Raw genomic sequence first — 22,337 nt, 5'->3', positions numbered from 1 at the left:
GTGACGGGCGGGGCGGACAGGACGGAGGGGCAGGGGTTCTCGACCCTAGTGCGCCTGTGCTTGTTCTACGCCGCCATCTTCCTGAGCTCAGGCGTCAGCCTGCCCTACATCGGCACCTATCTGCGCGACCGGGGCATGACGGGCGGCGAGATCGGGCTGATCCTGGCCGTACCCCTGCTGCTGAAGCCGTTCACTGGACCGGTGCTGGCAGTGTGGGCGGACGGCTTCACCCTGCGCCGCACGCCGATGGTGCTGCTTCTGGTCGGCGCGGCGATTGGCTATGGCGCGCTGCTGGGACCGGCGAACCTGTGGTGGTTCATCTTGGCCTGGTTCGTCGGCCAGACCCTGCTGTCGACCGTCTCGCCCCTGATCGACGTCATCACCCTGCGCCGGGCGCGGGTCGAGAACTTCAACTACGGGATTCCGCGCGGCACCGGCTCCAGCGCCTTCATCGCGGCCAACCTAGCAATGGGCGCGATCCTGACCTTCGCCGCGCCGACGATCATCGCCATCTGGATTGCGGCCGCCTGTCTGTTCGGGGCGCTGGCCGCCGCGACGTTGGTGCCGCCCGAACGCGTTCATGCCGAGGGCGCCAAGCCGCTGAAGTCTGAGCGCTGGAACGGACTCTCGGAGTTGCTGCGCAACCGAACCTTCCTGCTGGCGGTTGTCACCGCCGGCCTCATCCAGGGCGCGCACGCCTTCTACTACAGCTTCTCGGCCATCCTCTGGCGCAAGCAGGTGATCAGCGAGCCGATGATCGGCGTCTTGTGGGGCGTAGGCGTGGCGGCTGAGGTGGCCTTCATGTGGTTCCTCGAACCCCTACGTCGCCGTTGGGGGCCGGAGTTGTTCCTAGTGCTCGGCGCGGGCGCCGCCGTCCTGCGCTGGACGATCTACGCGTTCGAGCCGCCCCTGTGGTCGCTGTTCCCGCTACAGATGCTGCACGCCCTGACCTTCGCCGCCTCATTCCTGGCGTCCCTGCGCCTGATCGAGAAGCTGGCCCCGCCGACCGCCGCCTCGCCGGCCCAGGCGATCAATTCGGCGCTGTCGTCGGGCTTTACGTTGGGGATCGCGACGCTGGCGTCCGGGCCGCTGTTCGACGCCTTCGGTGCGTTCGGCTATCTGGTCACGGCCTTCATGGCGCTGCTAGGCCTCGTCGGCGCAATCCTGCTGACGCGCCGCGCCGGGAGCCTGTCTTCCGACAGGCTCCGGTTCTGAGCGTCAGATCGTGTAGTCGATCTCCTGGCCTTCCAGCCACGCCACGATCCGCTCGGCCGCCTCGACGGGATCGATCGCGGTGGTGTCGATCCGTAGCTCCGGCGACTCCGGGGCTTCGTAGGGACTATCGACGCCCGTGAAATTCTTCAGTTGGCCCGAGCGGGCCTTCTTGTAGAGGCCCTTGACGTCCCGCGCCTCGGCGACGGCTAGCGGCGTGTCGACGAAAACCTCGATGAACTCGCCGGCCTCCAGCAGGTCGCGCGCCAGTTGGCGTTCGGCCCGGAACGGCGAGATGAAGGCGGTCAGCACGATCAGGCCCGCATCGACCATCAGCTTGGCGACCTCGGCCACCCGGCGGATGTTCTCGACGCGGTCCTCCTCGGTGAAGCCGAGATCCTTGTTCAGCCCATGACGAACGTTGTCGCCGTCGAGCAGATAGGTGTGACGACCCAGGGCGTGCAGGCGCTTTTCCACCAGGTTTGCGATGGTCGACTTGCCCGCACCCGACAGGCCGGTCAGCCAGACCACCTGACCGCGCTGACGCTTCAACGCCGCCCGCGAGACCTTGGTGACGTCGGTGTGCTGCCAGTGGATGTTGTCGGCGCGCCGCAGGGCGAAGTTGATCATGCCGGCGCCAACCGTACGGTTGCTCAGCCGATCGATCAGGATGAAGCCGCCCATCTGGCGATTATCGGCGTAGGCCTCGAATGGGATCGCCTGATCAAGGGATAGATTGCAGACGCCGATCTCGTTCAGTTCGAGGCGCTTGGCGGCGGTCTTTTCCAGCGTATTGACGTTCACGCGGTGCTTGATGTCGGTGACGCTGGCGCCGACCGTCCGCGCGCCTAGCTTCAGCAGATAGGTCCGTCCCGGCGGCAGCGGCTCGTCGTCCATCCAGACGACGGTCGCTTCGAACTGGTTGGCCACGGAGGCGGGCGCGTCGGCGGCTGCGATCACGTCGCCGCGCGAGATGTCGATCTCGTCTTCCAGCGTCAGGGTGACTGACTGGCCGGCGACGGCGCGGTCCAGGTCGCCCGGCAGGGTGACGATCCGCGCCACGCGGCTTTCGCGGCCCGAGGGCAGGGCGCGGATGCGGTCACCAGGCTTGATCGAGCCGGAGGCGACGAGGCCCGAGAAGCCCCGGAAGTCGAGGTTGGGGCGGTTCACCCACTGCACGGGCATGCGGAAGGGCTTAGCCTGAAGGTCGTCCTCGACCTCGACGGCTTCCAGCCAGTCCATCAGGATCGGGCCGTCGAACCAAGGTGTGGTGTTGCTGCGCGTCGCGATATTGTCGCCGCCCAGGCCGGAGATCGGTATCGGGGTGACCACTGAAAGACCGATCTGCTCGGCGAAGGCCCGATAGTCAGAGACGATGGCGTCGAACACGCCCTTGTCCCAGCCGACCAGGTCCATCTTGTTCACCGCCAGCACCACGTGGCGGATGCCTAGCAGGCTGACGAGATAGCTGTGGCGGCGGGTCTGGGTCAGCACGCCCTTGCGCGCGTCGATCAGGATCACGGCCGCGTCGGCGGTTGAGGCGCCGGTGACCATGTTGCGCGTGTACTGCTCATGGCCCGGCGTGTCGGCGACGATGAATTTGCGCTTCTCGGTTGAGAAGAAACGATAGGCGACGTCGATGGTGATGCCTTGCTCGCGCTCGGCGGCCAGCCCGTCGACCAGCAGGGCGAAGTCGATCGCGCCACCTTGCGTGCCGACCTTCCTGGAGTCGGCCTCGAGGGCCGCCATCTGGTCCTCGAAGATCATCTTGCTGTCGTACAGCAGGCGACCAATCAGGGTGGACTTGCCGTCGTCGACGCTGCCGCAGGTGATGAAGCGCAGCAGCGACTTGTGCTGGTGCTGATGCAGGTAGGCGCCGATGTCTTCGGCGATCAGGGCGGACTGGTGCGCCATCAGAAGTAGCCCTCCTGCTTCTTCTTCTCCATCGAAGCCGACTGGTCGTGGTCGATAACGCGGCCTTGGCGCTCGCTGGTCGTGGTCAGCAGCATTTCCTGGATCACCTGGGGCAGGGTGGTCGCCTGGCTTTCGACCGCGCCGGTGAGCGGGTAGCAGCCCAGGGTCCGGAAACGGACGCTCCTCATCTGCGGTACTTCGCCTTCACGCAAACGGAAGCGGTTGTCGTCGACCATGATCAGCGCGCCGTCGCGCTCGACCACGGGCCGTTCCGCCGCGAAGTAGAGCGGCACGATCGGGATGTTCTCCAGATGGATGTACTGCCAGACGTCCAACTCGGTCCAGTTGGAGATCGGGAAGACCCGGAGGCTCTCCCCCGGATGTTTGCGGGTGTTGTAGAGGTTCCAGAGTTCCGGACGCTGGTTCTTGGGGTCCCACCGTTGCTCGGCCGAGCGGAACGAGAAGACACGCTCTTTTGCCCGGCTCTTTTCCTCGTCGCGGCGCGCGCCGCCGAACGCCGCGTCGAACCCGTACTTCGACAGCGCCTGCTTCAGCCCTTCGGTCTTCCACAGGTCTGTGTGAAGCGCGCTGCCGTGGTCAAACGGATTGATCCCGCGAGCCTCGGCGTCGGGGTTCTTGTGCACCATGAGGTCGAACCCGAGTTCCGAGGCGACGCGGTCGCGTAGCGCGTACATGTCCCGGAACTTCCAGGTCGTATCAACGTGCAGGAGGGGGAATGGCGGCTTGCTGGGATAGAACGCCTTGGCGGCCAGATGCAGCATCACCGCGCTGTCCTTGCCGATCGAGTACAGCATGACCGGGCGCTCGCACTCGGCGGCGACCTCACGAAGGATATGGATGCTTTCGGCCTCGAGGCGCTGGAGATGGGTCAAGCGCGCCGGGGTGATCGCAGCCTGGGTGAGATCGGGCGTCATCGGATCCGGCGAAGGGGCGGCGGGTGCGAATTGCGTAAGGGCCAAGGCTTGGGTCCGCAAAGGAAAAATCTCCGACATGGCCTTGTTTGAAGGCGCGCCGGGCTCAGGGTGGCACCTAGGCCCGGCGGAGCACGGGGACAACCGCCGTAATTCTGAGGGCGCTGTGAGATGCCGTGGCGCCCTTGGCCCGCACGGCCATTCATGACCAAAACTTCATTCGCCTTTCGCATCACGTTCTCGCATAACGCCGCTATGGGATCGTGAGGCGAGCTATGGGCTTCCTGGCGGAAATGTTGGCTGTGGCGGTTGTTTGGCTGTCGTCGTTCGCGCTCTGCCAGTTCGGCGTCGTGATCGACCACGCCGTTCGGCCCAACGCCAAGGCATCCGAAGCGCGAACCGTCAACCGATCGCGAGACGTGAATCAGCCACCCCCGATCACCGCGAACGGGCCCTCAGCCGCATCCGCAGGCGCTTAAGGTCGCGCCCTGACGTCGCAACCCCTGCGAACGCAACCAAAGTCGCTTTTCGCCAAGGCTTTTCACCGTTAGGTTCATGTGACACGCGAAGGAGGGGTTCGGCGCGCGACGCTCTATCCGCGCCCCCTCGCCGACGCCCCTTTTACGCCCCGTCTTGGGACCCTGGCTGTGTATGAAGCCTAAGAAGCGCCAACCGCTCGATTTCTCCGCGACGCCGACGGAGATCCCTCCCGAGGCCCCCAAGACTGCGTCTGAATACTTGGAGCCGTCGTCTGTCGTGGCGCCGGAAGTTGAAGAACAGTCCGCCGAGCCGCTGACCTTGAATGATCCCGCGCCGGATGACCTCGCTGTGCCGGCGCCGCCGACTGTCCGCTCGCGGCGTCGTCGCGAAGCCGAGCCCGTTCGGCTTGCCGAACCGGAGATCAAGCTCGGCAACTCGCTTGCCGCGACACCACAACCGCCCGCGCCCGTCGTAGAGGCTCCGGCTGCGCCCGCGACAAAGCCTGAAAAGCGCGAAGCAGCGCTGGATCTTCGTGGCCCTGTCTCGGACCCGCCTGTCGCCTTGGACTCCGAAACTGTTCCGCGCCGCATGTCCGGCGTCCTTTTCTGGACGCTTGCGACCGCAGTAGCGGCGCTTTGGGCCTTGGCGCCGATCGCCTTCGCGCTCGGCTATGCCAGGGGCGTCCCGGCCTTCAAAATCGAAGGCTTTGCGCTGATGGTGTTCGCGGGCCTCGCGATCGGGCCTGCGCTGTTGACGCTGCTGGGGGCCTATCTGCTGCGCCAGGCCAACGGCATTTCTGATGAGTTGCGGCGTAACCGCACCCTGACCGACCGTCTTGTGACCCCTGCGGCCCTGGCCGCCGCCGGCGCGACCAACGCCGTCGACGCCATGCGTCAAGGTGTCGACGAGGCGGCGGCCGCCGCGGAAAGGGCTCGAGAGCACATCATCTCGCTGCGAAAAGCCTTGGCTGAGGAGACAGCGCGTCTCGCGGACGCCGCTGCGGACTCCGCGCGGATGGCTAATCAGCTCGCCCAGGGCCTGAGCCACGAACGCTCGGCCATGGAGACGCTGTCGCAATCGCTGGATGCGCGCTCGACGGCGGTGGTCGACGCCATCGGCAGCCAGGCTCGGATGGTCGCCGAGGCCTCCGATCTGGCCGAGACCCAGCTCCGCGAGGCTGAAGCAGCTTTGGCGGCCCGCGCCGCCGATCTGGCCGCCGCTGCAGCCGAAGCGTCGGACGCCGCGCGTGTCGGCGCCGAGGACCTCTCCCGCCAGATCGCGCGCCTGGAGACAGCTGGCGTCGGCGTCGGCGATCAGGTCGCTTCGGTCGAAAAGACGCTCGCCGCGCAGCGCGCCGCCCTGGTCGAGATCAGCCAAGCGCTCCGGTCCGAGCAGGAAGACTTCGCCGCCGAAGCCGAGACGCGAACCGCCCAGCTCACCGAGTTCGTGGCCTATACCCGGGTCGGCGCGACGGAGCTTTCGGACACCGCCGCCATGGGCGCGGAGATTCTGCGCGGCCTGATCAGCTCGGCCGCCGACCAGTTCCGCGAGATGGCGGATGGGGCGAAATCGCAACGCGAGATCCTGGCCGAGGAGGCCAAGAAGACCCTCGAGACGATCGGCGACGTCGCCGAGAACCAGCGGACCCTGCTTGAGGAAGAGCTGAAGGCGGCGATGGAGTCCATGGCTGAGGCCGCGCTGAAGGCCAGCGAAAGCGTTGAGGCGCGGGTTGAGGCGGCGCGCAGCCGTGTGGATCAGCTCAACGAGATCGCCTTCGCCGCCGGACAGAAGGCCGACGCGGTCTTCGAGTCGCGGATGGAAGAGGCGCGCGACATCATCGAGCACTCGGCTCAGATGGTCGAGCAGGCCGGGGCGCGGACATCCCAGAAGCTCCAGGACTCCGTGCAGACGGCGCGGAGCACGCTCGACGAGCTTGAGGCCATGCTGGCCGAGATCGGCCGTCGCACGGCCGACCTTCCGGTCGAAGCGCTGCAAAAGGCCGGCGAGGTTCGTATCGCGATCGAGCAGGGCGTCGAGCAATTGATGAACGCCGTGCGTCGCACCGCCGAGGAGACGGCGGCGATCGACCAGGCCTTCCAGGAACGCGTTCGTCGCAACTACGAAATGCTGAGTGAGGCGGCGGGCGCCGTCACAGCCTCTGGCATCTCGACGGTCGCCGCCCGGGCGACCACGGCTGCGACGCCGCCCGTCCGGGCGCGCGCTGCCCCGCCACCGCCGCCTTCACCGCTTCCGACCGTCGAGTTCGACGATGAGGAAGAGCCGCTCGCCGACCGGCGCCGCCTGCGGCTGACGCCCACGGCCACCGACCAGGAGTTCCGCTCGGTCTTCGAACAGGCCTCCGCGCGCAAGCAGGCGGGGGCGCCGCTGGCGGAGAATGAGGCGGACGGCAATTGGAGCTGGCGCGGCCTGCTGTCAGGCATCGAGAGCAGCACGCCAGGCGACGCGGCGCTGGGCGAGAAGCTCGCCGCCGAGATAACCGCCATGGGCATCGACCCTCATGCCCTGTTACCGCGCGGTCGGATCGACGAGATCGCCGCCGCGCTTCAGACTCGCGACGCCAGCGGCGCGCGCGAGGTGGTCAAGCGGCTGGCGCCGGCCGCGATCCGGCGACTGGTCCGTCGCCTTTTCTCCGACGCGACGCTGAAGAGCAACACCGAGCGCTTCCTCAAGCGCTATGCGGGCATGATCGACGAGGCCGCCGGCCAGGATCGCGAGGGCTTCCTGCTGGCGGCGCTGCTTTCGTCTGACGCCGGCCGGGCCTATCTGCTGCTCGACGCGGCCAGCGGCGATCTGGCCTAGTCCGAGCGTGTTGAATGAAGCGCGCGTTTGACTTGCTGTCCGCAGCAGCGGGGCTGGTCGTTCTAGCCCTGCCTCTCGCGGCGCTGTGGCTGCTTGTTCGGATGACCTCTCCCGGACCAGGTCTCTACTGGTCGCAGCGCGTGGGAAGGGCTTCTGTACTGTTTCCGATGCCGAAGTTTCGCACGATGCGCATCGATACGCCCGAAGTGGCCACCCACCTGCTGGACGATCCCGATCAATGGCTCACCCCGATCGGAGGGCTGATGCGCAAACTCAGCCTGGACGAATTACCCCAGCTTTGGAGCGTGCTTGTCGGCCACATGAGCCTGGTGGGGCCCCGACCGGCTCTGTTCAATCAGGACGACCTGATCGCCGCGCGCCAAGCAGCGGGCGTGGATAGGTTACGTCCGGGCGTCACCGGCTGGGCCCAGATCAACGGACGTGACGAATTGGCCATCCCCGACAAGGTCGCGTTGGACGCTGAATATCTGCGTCGCCGGTCGTTCCTGTTCGACCTGCAGATCCTGGTCAGCACCGTCGTACCGGTGCTGACCGCGCGGGGTGTCACCCGTTAGGCGAGCTCGGCATAGGCTTTTTCCAGGGCCGATACAAAGCGAGGATCGCTTGCGAGCGAGGCCGGGAAAACCGCGTCCAAGGTCAGGAAAGCGGCGACGTCGGCGCTGGCCTGGCCGGTGGTCGCAAGGCCCAACGCCAGGAGACGCTCCTGTAGCGGATCGACGATCGCTTCACCGGCCTTGGCGCGCAAGGCGACGAACCGCATCCAAGCCGCCAGCGGGACGACAAGCCGGTCGACCGACCGACCGGCCGCAAGGGCTTCGGTCAAGGTCCCCAGGATGCGGAACGGAAGCTTCTGCGAGCCGTCCCAGGCGATCTGGGCCAGCAGGTGACGGATTTCGGGATTACGGAAGCGGGCGAGGATGGCGTCCGCGTAGGCCTGCAGGTCCAGGCCGCGCGGCGGCGTCAGGGTGGGAATGATGTCGTTCGTCATCATGTCCCGCGCCAGGTCGGCAAGCACCGGATCGCTGATGGCTTCGAAGACTGTCTCGTGACCCCGCAGAATGCCGACATAGGCGAGCGTTGAGTGCACGCCGTTCAAAAGACGCAGCTTGGCGCGCTCGAACCCGCGCACGTCGTCGGTCAAGATCACACCGACACTGGCTAGGTCGGGGCTCTCTGCGGGGAGAACGTCTTCTACGACCCACTGGGTGAAGGCTTCACGCTGGATCGGCCAGGCGTCCTCCAGTCCCGTCGCGGCCAGCGTGCGAGCGCGCAGAGCGTCGTCCGTCGCGGGGGTGATGCTGTCGACCATGGTGCGCGGGAACCGCCCGTCACCGTCGATCCAAGCCGCCAGCTCGGCGTCCAGCTTGGCGGCGTAGGCGACGACAGCCGATTTCAGACGCCAGCCGTTGTCTGCGAGGTTGTCGCAGGCCACCACGGCGTAGGGCGCCAGGCCGGCGGCGAAACGGCGGCGAAGGCCCTCGACGAGATAGCCGACGGCGCTCCTGGGGTCACGCGGATTGGCCAGGTCGTGAATGATGTCCGGATGGCCTTCGTCCAGCCCGCCGTCTGCGGAGAGCGTGTAGCCCTTCTCCGTGACCGTCAGGGTGACAAGGCGGGTCGTCGGGGCGGCGAGGCGCGCGAAGACGGAAGGCGGATCTTCTGGCGCCACCAGGACTTCGAGGATCGAACCCACGACCCGGAAGGTCGTCTCGGCGTCGAGCTGCGCCAGGGTGTATAGCCCATCCTGAGGCACCAGCGCATCGCGAACGCCCGGGCTCTTCAGAGACACCGCGCAGACGCCCCAGCGCGGATCGCTCTCCAGCAGCTTGTCGAAATAGTAGGCCTGGTGCGCGCGGTGGAACGCGCCGGGTCCGAAGTGCACCACGCCGATCTGGACCTTGTCGCGGTCATAGGCGGGAGTGGCTACGCCCGGGATTGCGCCGGGATAGCTGGTCGCGCTGAGACGCAGGGCGGGAGAGGTCGAGAGGGAAGCGGTCAACGGAGCACGCCTGAAGTTTCGTAAGGGAAGGGCAGGGCGCTAGATGAGCCAGTTCGGACACCGGTGGCAATCCAGCTTGGCTGATTTCACAAGGTGACGCCGGACTTCCAGATGGCGATCTCGCGCTCGCCGTTCAGCTCGGTCTTGGTGGCCTTGCCTGAGGCGGTCTCGATCACGAGATCCATCAGCCGGTCCGCCGCCGCGTCCATGGACACGCCTTCGAGCACCTGGCCAGCGTCGAAATCGATCCAGCCCGGCTTGCGCTGCGCCAGGCCAGAGTTGGACGCGATCTTCAGCGTGGGCGCGGGAAAGCCCAGGGGCGTGCCACGTCCTGTGGTGAAGAGGATCACCGTCGCGCCGGCGGCGGTCAGGGCCGTGGAGGACACCGCGTCATTGCCCGGGGCCTCGAGCAGAGTCAGGCCGTGCGGACCGACTTTCTCGCCATAGCGCAGCACTTCGACCAGGGGCGTCCTGCCTCCCTTCTGCACCGCGCCCAGGGACTTCTCTTCCAGGCTCGTGATGCCGCCAGCGATGTTGCCGGGGGAGGGGTTTTCGTAGATCGGCTGGTTGGCGTCGATGAAGTAGCGCTTGAAGTCGTCGATCACCGCCACGGCGGCGTCGAACACCTCGCGGCTGGCGGCGCGCTGTAGGAGGACGTTCTCGGCGCCGAAGATCTCGGGGATCTCGGTCAGCACCGGCGTGCCGCCAGCCCCGGCGACCTTGTCGGCGATCCGGCCAACCAGCGGATTGGCTGTGATCCCGGAAAAGCCGTCGGATCCGCCGCACTTGAGGCCGACCACCAGTTCCGAGACAGGGATGGGCTCACGTCGGTCGCGCTCGGCGATCTCGACTAGCGCCTCCACAGCCGCGAGGCCGTCTTCCAGTTCGTCCCCGACCATCTGGGTCGTGAAGCTTCGCAGGCGCTCGGGATCGATCTCCGGCGCGCTCTCGAGCAACGCCTTCAACTGATTGTTCTCGCAGCCGAGACCCAGGATCAAAACGCCGCCGGCGTTGGGGTGGCTCGCCAAGGCAGCGATGAGCTTGCGCGTGTGCGCGAGATCGTCACCCAACTGTGAGCAGCCAAAAGGATGCGGAAACGCATGAACGCCATCGACGCGCCCGGCGAAGCGCTGGTGGGCTTTTTCGGCGATCCGACGCGCAGTGTTGGCGACGCAGCCAACGGTGCAGAGGACCCAGATCTCATTTCGCGTGCCGGCTCGGCCGTTCTTGCGTCGAAACCCCTGGAAGGTCTGCGAGCTCGGGGTTAGCGGTGGCGTCGTTTGAGGCGGTGAGGGGGAAAAGCTGTAACCCTCGACACCCTCAAGCCGCGTGGCGACGTTGTGAACATGCACATGGTCGCCTGCTGCGATATCGATCGTCGCCCGGCCGATCGGCCACCCGTACTTCAGGACATCCTCGCCGGCCCGGACCGCCCGTGTCGCGATCTTGTGGCCCTTGGGGATGTCGGCGCCAACGACCAGGGCTTCACCGTTAAGGCGCACGGTTTCGCCGCGCTTCAGATCGCGAAGCGCCGCCGCCACATGGTCGCGCGGATCCACGGCGTGGATCGATTCGCCAGAAGTCGAGGTCGATTGGGTCATGACGTGCGATCGTCCAAGCGCTTGCTGCCTTCAGGGCTGGCTATCAACATGATGGAAACCGGTGTCAATCATGTGGCAATCGAATGTTTCGCCTTCTGTTGGCGAGCCTGTGTCGGCTGGAGTATGACAAAAGAAAACGCCTGATGCTGCTGGATACCCCGTGAGCCCTTCCAAGACGCCGTCCTCGATCCCGGAAGAAAACGAGACCAGCGTCGAAGGCGGGCGGCGACGGGCCACGATCAATGACATCGCCCGGCTGGCCGGGGTGTCCAAGAAGACCGTCTCTCGCGTCATCAACCAGTCGCCGTTCGTGCGGGATGAGACCCGAGAGCGTATCGAGGCGGTCATCGCCGAGTGGGGTTACGCCCCCGATCCGCAGGCCCGAGGGCTGGCGTTCCGCCGGTCGTTCCTGATCGGCATGATCTACGACAATCCTAACCCGCAATATGTCGTGAACATGCAGCTTGGTCTGCTGGACGGCATGCGGGGCTCGGGCTTTGAACTGGTTGTCCACCCCTGCAATCGCGCCAGCCCGACGTTCCTGACCGACATCCGCTCTTTCGTCGAAAGGCAGAAGCTGTTTGGCGTCGTGTTGCCGCCGTCGGTTTCGGAAGACGAGCGCGTGGCCAAGCTCCTGAACGAGATCGGCTGCGCCTATATCCGGATCGCGTCGGTCGAACTGGACAAGCCTGAGCACATGATCGTTGGTCACGACCGTATGGGCGGCGCTCAGGCGGCGCGGCACATCGTCGAGCTGGGCCATAAGCGGATCGCCTTCATCTCCGGCCCTGAAACCTTCCGATCGTCGCATGAGCGGCGAGGGGGCTTTGAGGATGGTTTGGCGGAAGCCGGCTTGAGCCTGGCGCCCGCCGACATTGTCCAGGGCGCCTATACCTTTGAGTCGGGCGTGGCGTGCGGCGATGAACTGCTGTCGCGGTCTCCCCGGCCCACAGCGATTTTCTGCGGCAATGACGAAATGGCGGCGGGGGTCCTCCAGTCGGCTCGTAAGGCTGGGCTGTCGGTGCCTCAAGACCTTACGGTCGTCGGGTTCGACGACTTCCAAATCGCCAAGGCGGTGTGGCCGCCTCTGACCACGATCCATACGCCGACCCGTGAGATCGGCCGTATCGCGGTCGAGAAGCTGATCGGCGGCGAGCGCCGCGAGCCGCGCGACGTCACCAAGATGGAACCAAATCTGGTTATCCGTGAGTCGTCCGGGCCTGTTCCGGCCTAGATAAGGGGCCGGCTCTGGTGCTTGCATCAAGTCATGACACCGGTTACCAAGCGGACACGAGCGGCGGTCGGCGAAACCGCCATCGATTGAGGGAGCAGACGCGAAGCCATGGCCAGGCCTCTGAATTTTCACGAGGATCGTCTTTTTCCGTCCGATCCGACGACGCGGTCCTACGCGCGCGGCCTCTATGGGCTGGTCAAGGATCTGCCGATCATCAGCCCGCACGGTCACACTGACCCGTCCTGGTTCGCGACCAACGCGCCGTTCCAGGACGCCACGGACCTGTTGTTGGCTCCGGATCACTACCTGTTTCGCATGCTCTACAGCCAGGGGATCAGCCTGGATGCGTTGAAGGTCCGTTCGAAGGCCGGCGTGCCCGACACCGACCCTCGCGAGGCCTGGCGCGTGTTCGCCAGCAACTTCCACCTGTTCCGCGGCACGCCCTCTTGGGTGTGGCTCAACCACGTGTTCAGCAAGGTCTTTGGCTTTGCCGAGTTCCTCGAAGCCTCGAATTCGGACGCCTACTACGACCGCATCACCGAGGCGCTGGCGACCGACGCCTACCGTCCGCGCGCCCTGTTCGATCGCTTCAATATCGAGACGCTCGCCACTACTGAAGGTCCGCACGAGAGTCTGCAGCATCATGCCGCCATCCGTGAAAGCGGCTGGGGCGGGCATGTGATCACCGCCTATCGTCCCGATGCGGTCATCGATTTCGAAGACGAGCGCGGCCCCCGCGCCTTCGAGCGGTTCGCCGAGACCTCGGGTCAGGACGTCTATAGCTGGAAGAGCTATCTCGAGGCGCACCGTCAGCGTCGGCAGGCCTTTATCGACGCCGGCGCGACCTCGTCTGACCACGGCCACCCCACGGCGGCGACCGCCGACCTCTCGAACGTCGAGGCCGAGGCGCTGTTCAATAGCCTCGTGAAGGGCGATGTGACGCCCGAGAAGGCCGAGCTGTTCCGCGCCCAGATGCTGACCGAGATGGCCAAGATGAGCTTGGACGACGGACTGGTCATGCAGATCCACCCGGGTTCGCACCGCAATCACAATATCGGCCTCCTGAATTCGCACGGCCGCGACAAGGGCGCCGACATCCCGATGCGCACCGAGTATGTGGACGCGCTGAAGCCCCTGCTGACCCGGTTGGGTAATGATCCCCGTCTGTCGGTGATCCTGTTCACGCTGGACGAGACGACCTACAGCCGCGAACTGGCTCCGCTGGCAGGACACTATCCGGTGTTGAAACTGGGCCCGTCTTGGTGGTTCCACGACAGCCCGGAAGGCATGATGCGCTTCCGCGAGCAGGTCACCGAGACCGCGGGCTTCTACAACACTGTTGGTTTCAACGACGACACCCGCGCCTTCCTGTCGATCCCGGCCCGCCACGACGTGGCCCGCCGCGTCGACAGCGCGTTCCTCGCCCGCATGGTCGCCGAGCACCGCATGGACTTGGTCGAGGCCGAGGAGCTGATCGTCGATCTGACCTACAATCTGCCCAAGAAGGCCTACAAGCTCGACCAGCGTCCGGATTGGGCTCGCCCCACCACGCTGCGCGCCGCCGCCGAATAGAACACCCTTTCCGGAGACTTCCCGATGTTCGCCAAGACCTATCACGCCACCCATCCGGACATGATGTTCGCGGTCAGCAATGACGACCTGCGTGATCGCTACCTGATGCAGGGCCTGTTCCAAGAGGGCCAGATCGTCCTGACCTACAATCATGCCGAACGCTTTGTCGTCGGCGGCGTGGTGGCCACCAGCCCGATCAAGCTGCCCGACCAGACCGAGCCCGCCTCGGCCGCCGGCCACCCGTTCCTGGAGCGCCGCGAGCTGGGCCTGATCAATGTCGGCGAGACGACCGGCAAGGTCACCGTCGATGGCGTCGCCTACGAGATCGTTCCGCGTGACGGCCTGTACGTCACCATGGGCGCCAAGGACGTGACCTTCGAAGGCGTCGACGGCGCCGCCCGCTTCTACCTGGTCAGCCTGCCGGCCCATGCTGCGTTCGAGACCAAGAAGCTTGCCTTCGCCGACGCGATCCCGCTGGAGCGCGGCGCTCTGGAGACTTCCAACGAGCGCACGATCTACCAGTACATCGTGCCGACCACCTGCAAGTCGGCCCAACTGCTGCTGGGCATGACCGTGCTGAAGCCGGGCAGCGTCTGGAACACCATGCCGCCCCACCTGCACGACCGTCGCTCGGAAGCCTACTTCTATTTCGGTCTGGGCGAGAACGACCGGGTCTTCCACTACATGGGCGAGCCGGACGAGATGCGTCACATCGTGATCGCCAACGAGGAAGCCGTGATGAGCCCGCCGTGGTCGATCCACATGGGTTCGGGCACCGCCAACTACACCTTTATCTGGGCGATGGGCGGCGAGAACCTCGACTATACCGACATGAACGTGCTGGACATCTGCCAGCTGAAGTAGGGGCCTTGGCCACCGCGCTCCCGTGTCATCCCGGCCGGAGCGCAGCGTAGAGCCGGGACCCAGGGGGCACCGCATTGAGCGCGGCCCCTGGGTCCCGGATCGACCTTTCAGGTCGTCCGGGATGACACCTATTTTGGACAGGAACTGACAATGGCCAATCCGTTCAGCCTCGAAGGCAAGGTCGCGCTCGTCACCGGCGCCAACACCGGGATCGGGCAGGGGATCGCCATCGCCCTGGCCGCCGCCGGTGCGGACATCGCCGCCGCAGGCCGTAGCGCGCCGACTGAGACGCAGGCGGCCGTCGAGGCGCTTGGCCGCAAATTCCTGTCGATCAAGGCCGACTTCGGCTCGATCGAACCTGTTCAGCGCGTCATCGATGAGACCGTCGCCGCCTTCGGCAAGGTCGATATCTTGGTCAATAACGCCGGCATCATCCGCCGCGCCGACTCGATCGAGTTCTCGGAAGCCGACTGGGACGCGGTGATGGACACCAACCTGAAGGTCGTCTTCTTCCTGACCCAGGCCTTCGCCAAGCAGGCCCTCAAGCAGGGCTTCGAGGGCGGCCAGGCCAAGGTGATCAACATCGCCTCGCTGCTCTCCTTCCAAGGCGGCATCCGCGTGCCGTCCTACACCGCGTCCAAGTCGGGTCTGGCGGGCTTGACCAAGATCCTGGCCAACGAGTGGGCGACCAAAGGGATCAATGTCAACGCCATCGCGCCCGGCTATTTCGACACGAACAATACCGAGGCTCTGCGCGCCGATCAGGATCGCAACGCCGCCATTCTGGCGCGGATTCCGGCCGGTCGCTGGGGGCGTCCAGAGGACATCGGCGGGGCCGCCGTGTTCCTGGCTTCGTCGGCGTCGGATTACGTTCAGGGCATTACTCTGCCCGTGGACGGCGGTTGGTTGGCCCGCTAGCGAAAGAAAAACGCGCAAAAATACGATGGTAGCGCAACCATCGTGCCGGGCGGCTTTTCCCGCCCGGTGAAGCGCGCTAGAGGGCGCCGCTGCGTAAAGCGCTCGGCTTCGCTCGAGCGCGACTGCGCGTCTTCTTGATCCATTCCTGTTCGGGACCGCCCCTTGCGCGGTCCCTGGAGTCCGCGCATGCGCAACCCGGCCCTGTCGATCGACGTCGACCGTCCGACCAGCCGTCACGTTCGCCAGAACGCCAATCTGCTCAGCGACCTGCTGATCGAGGCGATCACGTATCTGGAGGGCGAGGAGAAGGCAGAGCTGGTGGCCAAGGCGCGCAAGGCCGCCTCGCGGGAGGATGTCGCTAATGGCGACACGCCGTTGCTGGATCACCTGTTCGCCGACCTGACGACCGAGCAGGCCGTGTTCCTGTCGCGGGCCTTCGCCAGCCACTCGCTGTTGGCCAATATCGGCGAGGATGTCGCCGGGCGCCGTCGTCACGCCGAAGCCGACGCCCAGCCGGGCGACGAGCGGCCACGCACCCTGATCGACGCCGTCAAGGCGCTGAAGGCTGCTGGTAAGTCCGATGCCGACCTTGCCAAGGTCTTCGCGACGATGAATGTGGTCCCGGTGCTGACCGCGCACCCCACCGAAGTCCGTCGCCGCAGCATGGTCGATCGCGAAACCGAGATTTCGCGGCTGATGGCCCTGCGCCGTCATCACCTGCCGCCGGATCTCGACGCCGAAATCCGCGAGAGCCTGTTCCGCGAGATCGCCCTGATGTGGCGCACGCGTCTCTACCGTCCCGAGCGGATCACGGTTAAGGACGAGATCCGCAACGCGCTGTCGATCGTCCGCACCTCGATCCTGCCGGCGATCATCGACCTCTACGGCGACTGGACCGGCAAGATCGGCCAGCACGGGCAACTGGCGCCGCTGCTGAAGATGGGCTCTTGGCTGGGCGGCGACCGCGACGGCCACCCGGGCGTCAATGGCCAGACCCTCAAGCTCGCCTTCGCCAGCCAGTCTCGCGTGATCCTCGACTGGTACGCCGGCGAGGTGCGCAAGCTGTGGTCCAACCTCGCGGTCTCGACCGCTTATACGCCGGTGTCCGAAGAGCTGCTGGCCCTGGCCGCCCAGGCCAAGGATCCCTCGGTCCATCGCATCGATGAGCCGTATCGGCTGGCGCTGGAGCTGATCTTCGACCGCCTGACCGCTGTGTCGCAGAAGCTGACCGGCGCGCCGGTGGCCTTTGCAACCGGCGTGACCAGCGTTGCGCCCTACGGCCACCCTGACGCCTTCGTCGCAGACCTGTCGGTCATCATCGACAGCCTGGAGCGCAACGGCGGCGAGCGCTTGGTCGGCTCGGCCCTGCGCACCCTGGTCGAGGTCGCCAAGGCCTGCGGCTTCCATCTGATGAGCCTGGACCTGCGCCAGAACGCCGACGTTCACGAGCGCACGCTCGACGAGCTGTTCCGCCGCGCCGGTACGGGCGTTGAGTATCTGAAGCTCGACGAGGACGCGCGCTGCAAGGTGCTGATCGACGAGCTGTCGCACCAGCGTCCCCTTGTCTCTCCGTTCACCGCCTATGGCGAGGAGACCACCAAGGAGCTGGCGACCATGGAGGCGGCCGCGCAGGCGGTGCGCGACTATGGTCATGGGTGTCTGGGGGCCTACATCATCTCGAAGTCGGCGACCCTGTCCGACATGCTCGAGCCGCTCGTTTTGCTCAAGCAGGTGGGCCTGGTCTGGGGCGGCGCCGCGCCGCGCGCCTCGGTCAAGGTCGCGCCGCTGTTCGAGACCATCGGCGACCTCGAAAATGGTCCGGCCGTGCTGCGCCAGTGGCTGCAGTTGCCGCTCAGCCGCACGATCCTTGGCGATCGGCCGGTGCAGGAGATCATGCTCGGCTACTCCGACAGCAATAAGGACGGCGGCTATGTCGCCAGCAGGCGCGGCGTGGCCACGGGCGCCTCGGCGCTGGCGTATGAGGCCGATCGGATGGGCGTCGGGCTGCAGTTGTTCCACGGCCGCGGCGGCAGCGTCGGGCGGGGCGGGGGGCCGGCCGCGGAGGCCGTGCTGGCCCAGCCGGCCGGCACCGTCCAGGGGCGCATCCGCATGACCGAGCAGGGCGAGATGATCGCCCGCCGCTTTGGCGACCAGCCGACCGCGCGCCGTAATCTCGACGGTCTGGCCGCTGCAGTCCTGATGGCCAGTGAGCGTCCGATCCCGCAGCGGGACCCCAAGATCGAGGCGGCCATGACCGCCCTGGCTGAAGCGTCGTTCCACGGCTATCGGGCGCTCGTTTACGACGATCCGGCCTTCGAGGACTTCTTCTGGTCTGTGACCCCGATCACTGAGATCGCTCGCCTCAACATCGGCAGCCGTCCGGCCAGCCGCACCGCCAGCCGTAAGATTGAGGACCTGCGGGCCATCCCGTGGGTGTTCAGCTGGTCGCAGGCGCGGTTCATGCTGCCGGGCTGGTACGGCTTCGCCTCGGGTGTCGAGCGGGCCGGCCTGTCGGTCGAGCAGCTCCGCGATCTGGCGGGCGGCTTCGATTTCTTCGCCTCCCTGCTGTCGAACATGGAACTGGCCCTGGCCCAGAGCCAGATGGGCATCGCCGCCCGCTACGTCGCGCTGTCGCCCGACAAGGCCAACGCCGAGCGGATCTTCGCCACCATCCGGCGTGAGCACGAGGCGGCGACGGGTCTGGCCCTGGCGATCCGGGGCGGAACCAGCCTGCTCGACAATCAGCCGGACCTCGCCGAGTCGGTGGCCTTGGCCAGCCGCTCTGTCGACCCGCTGAACCATCTGCAGCTGGAGCTTCTGTCGCGACGCCGGGCGGGGGACAGCGACGAGGAGCTGCGTTTGGCCATTCAGCTGACCGTGGCGGGGATCGCGGCGGGGCTGCGCAATACGGGCTGAGCGCCACCGACACGTCTTCTCCCCTTGTGGGAGAAGGTGGCCCGAAGGGCCGGAAGAGGGGTTTCTCGGCCTTGCCTGTGCGACCCCTCACCCGACCCACTGCGTGGGCCACCCTCTCCCGCAAGGGGAGAGGGAAGTAAGGCGTTCAAATCCAATGGCTTACCGATTACGGACATCATGAGTTCCTAGCGCTTGCGCTCCCCTGCGGATTCTGATTATCTCCCGATGACACCGGTGGCAAAGACAGCTTCGCCGTCCTTGGTAACCGGTGTCATAACGTTTCGGTTCGGCGTCGTGGTCGTCCGTCTCGTTTGCGGCTCTTTGAGCTCGCTCCTGCGCAAACTTTCGGGGCGTCGGCGGAGTCCGACGCCTCAATTTTGTATCGGGCGGCGAGGGCGGCGAGCCGAGGGAAAAGGTCTGGGGAAGGAAGCGTGCGTCGGAAAGCTTTCGCGCGAAGGCGGCCGCGATGGTCGATTTCAGCGCGGTCGCGTCCCTTAGTTTGACGTTGCGGCAAGCGCGGTGTGGCGCGCGAGCGCAACGCGGTCTAAGGGAACGCCCTGAGCCAATTCCGGCGAAATATTGCTCGCGCGGCGGCCCATGCGGCCCTTCGCGCAAGAACGATCCTTCGGGAAGGAGTTTGAGATGGTGAAAGACCGTATGGCGGTGCTGACCGCCCTGATGGACCAGGGCGTCATTCCGGTGTTCTACCACCCCGACGTCGAGGTTTGTAAGAGCGTGATCCAGGCCTGCGCCGACGGCGGCGCGCCCTGCATCGAGTTCACCAATCGTGGCGATTTCGCCAGCCACGTCTTCTACGAAGTGACCCGTTACTTCGATAAGGCCGATCCGCGCGTGATCATGGGCGTGGGCTCGATCGTCGACGCTCCCACCGCCGGCATCTACATCGCCAACGGCGCCAAGTTCGTCGTCGGCCCGATCCTCAACGCCGACGTCGCCAAGGTCTGCAACCGTCGCAAGATCCCGTACTCGCCGGGCTGCGGTTCGGCCTCGGAAATCTCGTACGCCGAAGAGCTGGGCTGCGAGATCGTCAAGGTGTTCCCGGGCTCGTCGGTCGGCGGCCCCGATTTCGTCAAGGCTGTGCTGGGCCCGATGCCCTGGACCCGCATCATGCCGACGGGCGGCGTCGATCCGGACGAGGCCTCGGTGAAGAAGTGGTTCGGCGCGGGCATCGTCGCCGCCGGCATGGGCTCCAAGCTGATCACGCAAGAGCTGCTGGACGCCAAGGACTACGCGGGCATCTCTAAAAAGGTCCGCGAGACGGTAGACCTGATCAAGAAGGTTCGTGGGAAGGCCTAAGACCAAATGACCGACAATATCCTCAACATCCGCCCGGCTTCGGAAACGAAGTGGGACTGCGCCAGCTTCGGTGAAGTGATGCTGCGTTTCGACCCCGGTTTCGGCCGGGTGCGCAACGCCCGTCAGTTCCAGGTCTGGGAAGGCGGCGGCGAATACAACGTCGCCCGCGCTTTCAAGAAGTGCTGGGGCAAGCGCTCGACGGCCGTCACCGCCCTGCCGGTGAACGACCTGGGCTGGCTGGTCGAGGATCTGATGATGCAGGGCGGTGTCGACACCTCCCACATCATCTGGCGCGATTTTGACGGCCTGGGCCGCAATACGCGCGTTGGTCTGAACTTCACCGAAAAGGGCTTCGGCGTTCGCCCGGCCCTGGGCTGCAGCGACCGGGGTCACTCGGCCGCCTCGCAGATCCGCCCCGGTGAAGTGAACTGGGAAAAACTGTTCGGCGAAGAAGGCGTGCGCTGGTTCCACACCGGCGGCATCTTCGCCGCCCTGGCTTCGAACACGGCCGAAGCCGTGATCGAAGCCGTGGAAGTAGCCCGCAAGTACGGCACCGTCGTCTCCTACGACCTGAACTACCGCGCCAGCCTGTGGAAGTCGCAGGGCGGCAAGGAAGGCGCTCAGAAGGTCAATCGTCATATCGCCCAGTACGTCGATGTGATGATCGGCAACGAGGAAGACTTCACCGCCTGCCTCGGCTTCGAAGTTGAAGGCCTGGACGAGCACATCAGCTCGATCGACCCGGCCAACTTCAAGAAGATGATCGAGACGGCTGTGAAGCAGTTCCCGAACTTCAAGGTCGCCGCCACCACCCTGCGCAACGCCAAGACCGCCTCGGTCAATGACTGGTCGGCGATCCTGTACGCGGGCGGTGAGTTCTACGCCTCGATGATGCGTGAGAACCTCGAGATCTATGACCGCGTCGGCGGCGGCGACGGCTTCGCCTCGGGCCTGGCCTTCGGCTTCATGGAAGGCAAGGGCCCCCAGGCCGCCGTCGAGTACGGCGCGGCTCACGGCGCTCTCGCCATGACCACGCCTGGCGACACCTCGATGGTGCGCAAGGAAGAGGTCGAGGCCGTGATGAAGGGCAAGGGCGCGCGGGTCATCCGCTAAACGTCTCTCGTTCTTTGAAGAACAAGGAGAAGTCCTCGGTCGCAAGGCCGGGGACTTTTTCTTTGGCGTCGCGCGGATTGTAGATGTCCGTATCGTTGCGCTCCTTCTCGGCGAGCAGCTCGGCGAAGCGCAGGAACCGCTCTTGAAGCTTCCTGGTGAGCCAAGCTTGCTCGTGGCGACGGCGACGCGCCGAGCGCGATCCGCCTGGGCGGCGGGGTTTGCGAGGGGAGGGCATGGTGGAGCTCCTTTTCCAAGATCCTCCCCCGCAATGCGGGGGAGGTGGCCCAGAGGGCCGGAGGGGGCGAACTGGAAGGTCGCCGCGTTGGCTCCCTCAGTTGCTCCGCGACAGCTCCCCCGCATCGCGGGGGAGCATCCGGACGCGTCGAAACCGCTCAGCGGCGTGACCGTGAGGATCGGGGAGGGATGCGGAGCGCCGGACCTTCGTCCGGAGTTCTGTTGTGGTGTTACCGTTTCGACGAAGACCGACGCTCCGCGCAGCCGTTATCCGCCAGCGTCCCGTCAGGTGGCCCTGTTCAGGCCTTACCGGGACCCGAGCCCCTGGTTTCCCAGGCGCCCGACGATCAAGGAGGACGAGCCACTCCAGGCTAAGACACATCCTTTTGCCCTCGACCACGCCGACGGCGGGCGGGTCTGGCCAGCAACCAGGTCCCCGGACCGTACGAGTATCCCCCTCGAACCTGTCCCCGCTCGACCGCCCCCCAAAGCCGCGAAGGTCGCTGGCCGCGCGCCCTCCCCAGTGCTTCGAGGTGGGAAGAGGATAGGGCAGGTTTTGGGGCCGGGGATGAAATCGCGGAAACGCTCATCGCATTCCCTCTCTCTTTGAGAGACGGAGGGGCCCAAGCGAAGCTTGGGAGGGTGAGTGGTTTCACCCTTTCCGGACAGGGTAGGGCAGAGGAAGATATTGAATAGGTTAAGGATTCACGGGTTGCTCCGTAACCGCTCACCCTCCCACGCCTGACGGCGCGGGTCCCTCCCTCTCTCGAAGAGAGAGGGATTCTTCGCCCATCCCCTTACGCGCGTTCAGCCCGAAGCTTGGCGTTCAGCGCCAGGCTCGCTTCCATCCGCGCCAGTTGCTCCGGCGTCGCGGGGCTCTGATGCTTGGCCTTCCAGTCGGCGGCCGGCATGCCATGCACCGCCTCGCGGGCGGCTTCCTTGCTGATTGCGCCGTCCGAGGCCTCATGAACCCAGTCGCCCAGGCAGTTGCGGCAGAAGCCGGCCAGGCCCATCAGGTCGATGTTCTGAGCGTCGGCGCGCATCTGCAGATGGTCGACCAGACGGCGGAAGGCGGCGGCGGCGAGGCGGTCTTCGATCTCGATGGTCATGGGATTACGGTCCTGTAGCGCGCCAACTGTCTCAATCAGCATCATCGAAAAGTCCAACATTACCTCGTCATCCCGGGCGGC

Annotated in this window: 17 protein-coding genes and 2 pseudogenes; 12 read left to right on the top strand and 7 right to left on the bottom strand. The window is 65.9% G+C overall.

Translation table 11 applies throughout. The annotated features are described in order from the left end of the window. Complete coding sequence (locus tag ACT53N_RS03180) at positions 1-1,215, top strand: MFS transporter (protein WP_476062511.1); 1,215 nt, start codon at positions 1-3, stop codon at positions 1,213-1,215. A gap of 3 nt (positions 1,216-1,218) precedes the next feature. Here the strand turns inward: ACT53N_RS03180 and cysN are convergent, their stop codons facing one another. Further along, positions 1,219-3,126, bottom strand: a complete 1,908-nt coding sequence (gene cysN, locus ACT53N_RS03175) for a sulfate adenylyltransferase subunit CysN (protein ID WP_476062510.1) — start codon at positions 3,124-3,126, stop codon at positions 1,219-1,221. Next, positions 3,126-4,106 carry a sulfate adenylyltransferase subunit CysD gene (gene cysD, locus ACT53N_RS03170; protein WP_476062509.1) on the bottom strand — a complete coding sequence of 327 codons (981 nt, stop codon included), beginning with the start codon at positions 4,104-4,106 and terminating at the stop codon, positions 3,126-3,128. The genes cysN and cysD overlap by 1 nt, the downstream gene beginning before the upstream one ends. A gap of 603 nt (positions 4,107-4,709) precedes the next feature. Between cysD and ACT53N_RS03165 the strand changes: the two genes are divergently transcribed. Both ACT53N_RS03165 and ACT53N_RS03160 read left to right on the top strand, forming a co-directional pair. After that, positions 4,710-7,358 carry a polar localization protein TipN gene (locus ACT53N_RS03165; RefSeq protein WP_476062508.1) on the top strand — a complete coding sequence of 883 codons (2,649 nt, stop codon included), beginning with the start codon at positions 4,710-4,712 and terminating at the stop codon, positions 7,356-7,358. Between the two features lie 14 nt (positions 7,359-7,372). Then, positions 7,373-7,933, top strand: coding sequence for a sugar transferase (locus ACT53N_RS03160; protein ID WP_476062507.1), 561 nt, complete (start codon positions 7,373-7,375; stop codon positions 7,931-7,933). Here the strand turns inward: ACT53N_RS03160 and ACT53N_RS03155 are convergent. Both ACT53N_RS03155 and ACT53N_RS03150 read right to left on the bottom strand, forming a co-directional pair. Further along, positions 7,930-9,378, bottom strand: a complete 1,449-nt coding sequence (locus ACT53N_RS03155) for a mannitol dehydrogenase family protein (protein ID WP_476062506.1) — start codon at positions 9,376-9,378, stop codon at positions 7,930-7,932. The two genes, ACT53N_RS03160 and ACT53N_RS03155, sit on opposite strands and share 4 nt — an antisense overlap. Before the next feature lie 86 nt (positions 9,379-9,464). After that, the gene (locus tag ACT53N_RS03150; RefSeq protein ID WP_476062505.1) at positions 9,465-10,979 is read right to left on the bottom strand and encodes a UxaA family hydrolase; all 1,515 of its coding nucleotides are present in this window, start codon (positions 10,977-10,979) and stop codon (positions 9,465-9,467) included. A gap of 160 nt (positions 10,980-11,139) precedes the next feature. Here ACT53N_RS03150 and ACT53N_RS03145 point away from each other — a divergent pair, with 160 nt between their 5' ends. From ACT53N_RS03145 to ACT53N_RS03105, 9 genes and pseudogenes are all read left to right on the top strand, one after another. After that, positions 11,140-12,213 carry a LacI family DNA-binding transcriptional regulator gene (locus ACT53N_RS03145; RefSeq protein ID WP_310216340.1) on the top strand — a complete coding sequence of 358 codons (1,074 nt, stop codon included), beginning with the start codon at positions 11,140-11,142 and terminating at the stop codon, positions 12,211-12,213. Between the two features lie 108 nt (positions 12,214-12,321). Further along, complete coding sequence (gene uxaC, locus ACT53N_RS03140; protein ID WP_476062504.1) at positions 12,322-13,785, top strand: glucuronate isomerase; 1,464 nt, start codon at positions 12,322-12,324, stop codon at positions 13,783-13,785. 24 nt (positions 13,786-13,809) lie between these two features. Continuing rightward, positions 13,810-14,649 carry a 5-dehydro-4-deoxy-D-glucuronate isomerase gene (gene kduI / locus ACT53N_RS03135; protein WP_476062503.1) on the top strand — a complete coding sequence of 280 codons (840 nt, stop codon included), beginning with the start codon at positions 13,810-13,812 and terminating at the stop codon, positions 14,647-14,649. Next, positions 14,634-14,784: pseudogene (locus ACT53N_RS03130) on the top strand (hypothetical protein); the annotation flags it as partial. The gene kduI and the pseudogene ACT53N_RS03130, both read left to right, overlap by 16 nt. A gap of 15 nt (positions 14,785-14,799) precedes the next feature. Further along, complete coding sequence (gene kduD, locus ACT53N_RS03125) at positions 14,800-15,567, top strand: 2-dehydro-3-deoxy-D-gluconate 5-dehydrogenase KduD (RefSeq protein ID WP_476062672.1); 768 nt, start codon at positions 14,800-14,802, stop codon at positions 15,565-15,567. A 186-nt stretch (positions 15,568-15,753) separates the two neighbouring features. Next, entirely contained in the window at positions 15,754-18,483 is a 2,730-nt protein-coding gene (ppc, locus tag ACT53N_RS03120) for a phosphoenolpyruvate carboxylase (protein WP_476062502.1), read from the top strand. 277 nt (positions 18,484-18,760) lie between these two features. Continuing rightward, positions 18,761-19,132, top strand: a pseudogene (locus ACT53N_RS03115) (hypothetical protein); the annotation flags it as partial. Further along, a complete protein-coding gene (locus ACT53N_RS03110; RefSeq protein WP_476062501.1) occupies positions 19,126-19,800 on the top strand; it encodes a bifunctional 4-hydroxy-2-oxoglutarate aldolase/2-dehydro-3-deoxy-phosphogluconate aldolase in 675 nt (224 codons plus the stop codon). The pseudogene ACT53N_RS03115 and the gene ACT53N_RS03110, both read left to right, overlap by 7 nt. Positions 19,801-19,806: 6 nt before the next feature. Continuing rightward, positions 19,807-20,913: a sugar kinase gene (locus tag ACT53N_RS03105; protein WP_096050980.1), complete on the top strand. Its 1,107-nt coding sequence runs from the start codon at positions 19,807-19,809 to the stop codon at positions 20,911-20,913. Here the strand turns inward: ACT53N_RS03105 and ACT53N_RS03100 are convergent. From ACT53N_RS03100 to ACT53N_RS03090, 3 genes are all read right to left on the bottom strand, one after another. Next, on the bottom strand, positions 20,903-21,148 hold the full coding sequence (locus tag ACT53N_RS03100; protein WP_476062500.1) for a hypothetical protein: 246 nt from the start codon (positions 21,146-21,148) through the stop codon (positions 20,903-20,905). The two genes, ACT53N_RS03105 and ACT53N_RS03100, sit on opposite strands and share 11 nt — an antisense overlap. A 305-nt stretch (positions 21,149-21,453) precedes the next feature. Further along, positions 21,454-21,636, bottom strand: coding sequence for a hypothetical protein (locus tag ACT53N_RS03095; protein ID WP_476062671.1), 183 nt, complete (start codon positions 21,634-21,636; stop codon positions 21,454-21,456). Positions 21,637-21,944: 308 nt separating this feature from the next. Further along, a complete protein-coding gene (locus tag ACT53N_RS03090; RefSeq protein ID WP_476062499.1) occupies positions 21,945-22,256 on the bottom strand; it encodes a DUF1244 domain-containing protein in 312 nt (103 codons plus the stop codon). Between the last annotated feature and the right edge of the window lie 81 nt (positions 22,257-22,337).

Source organism: Caulobacter sp. DMC95 (genome assembly GCF_056313785.1).
This window is presented reverse-complemented; position numbering and strand designations above follow the sequence as displayed.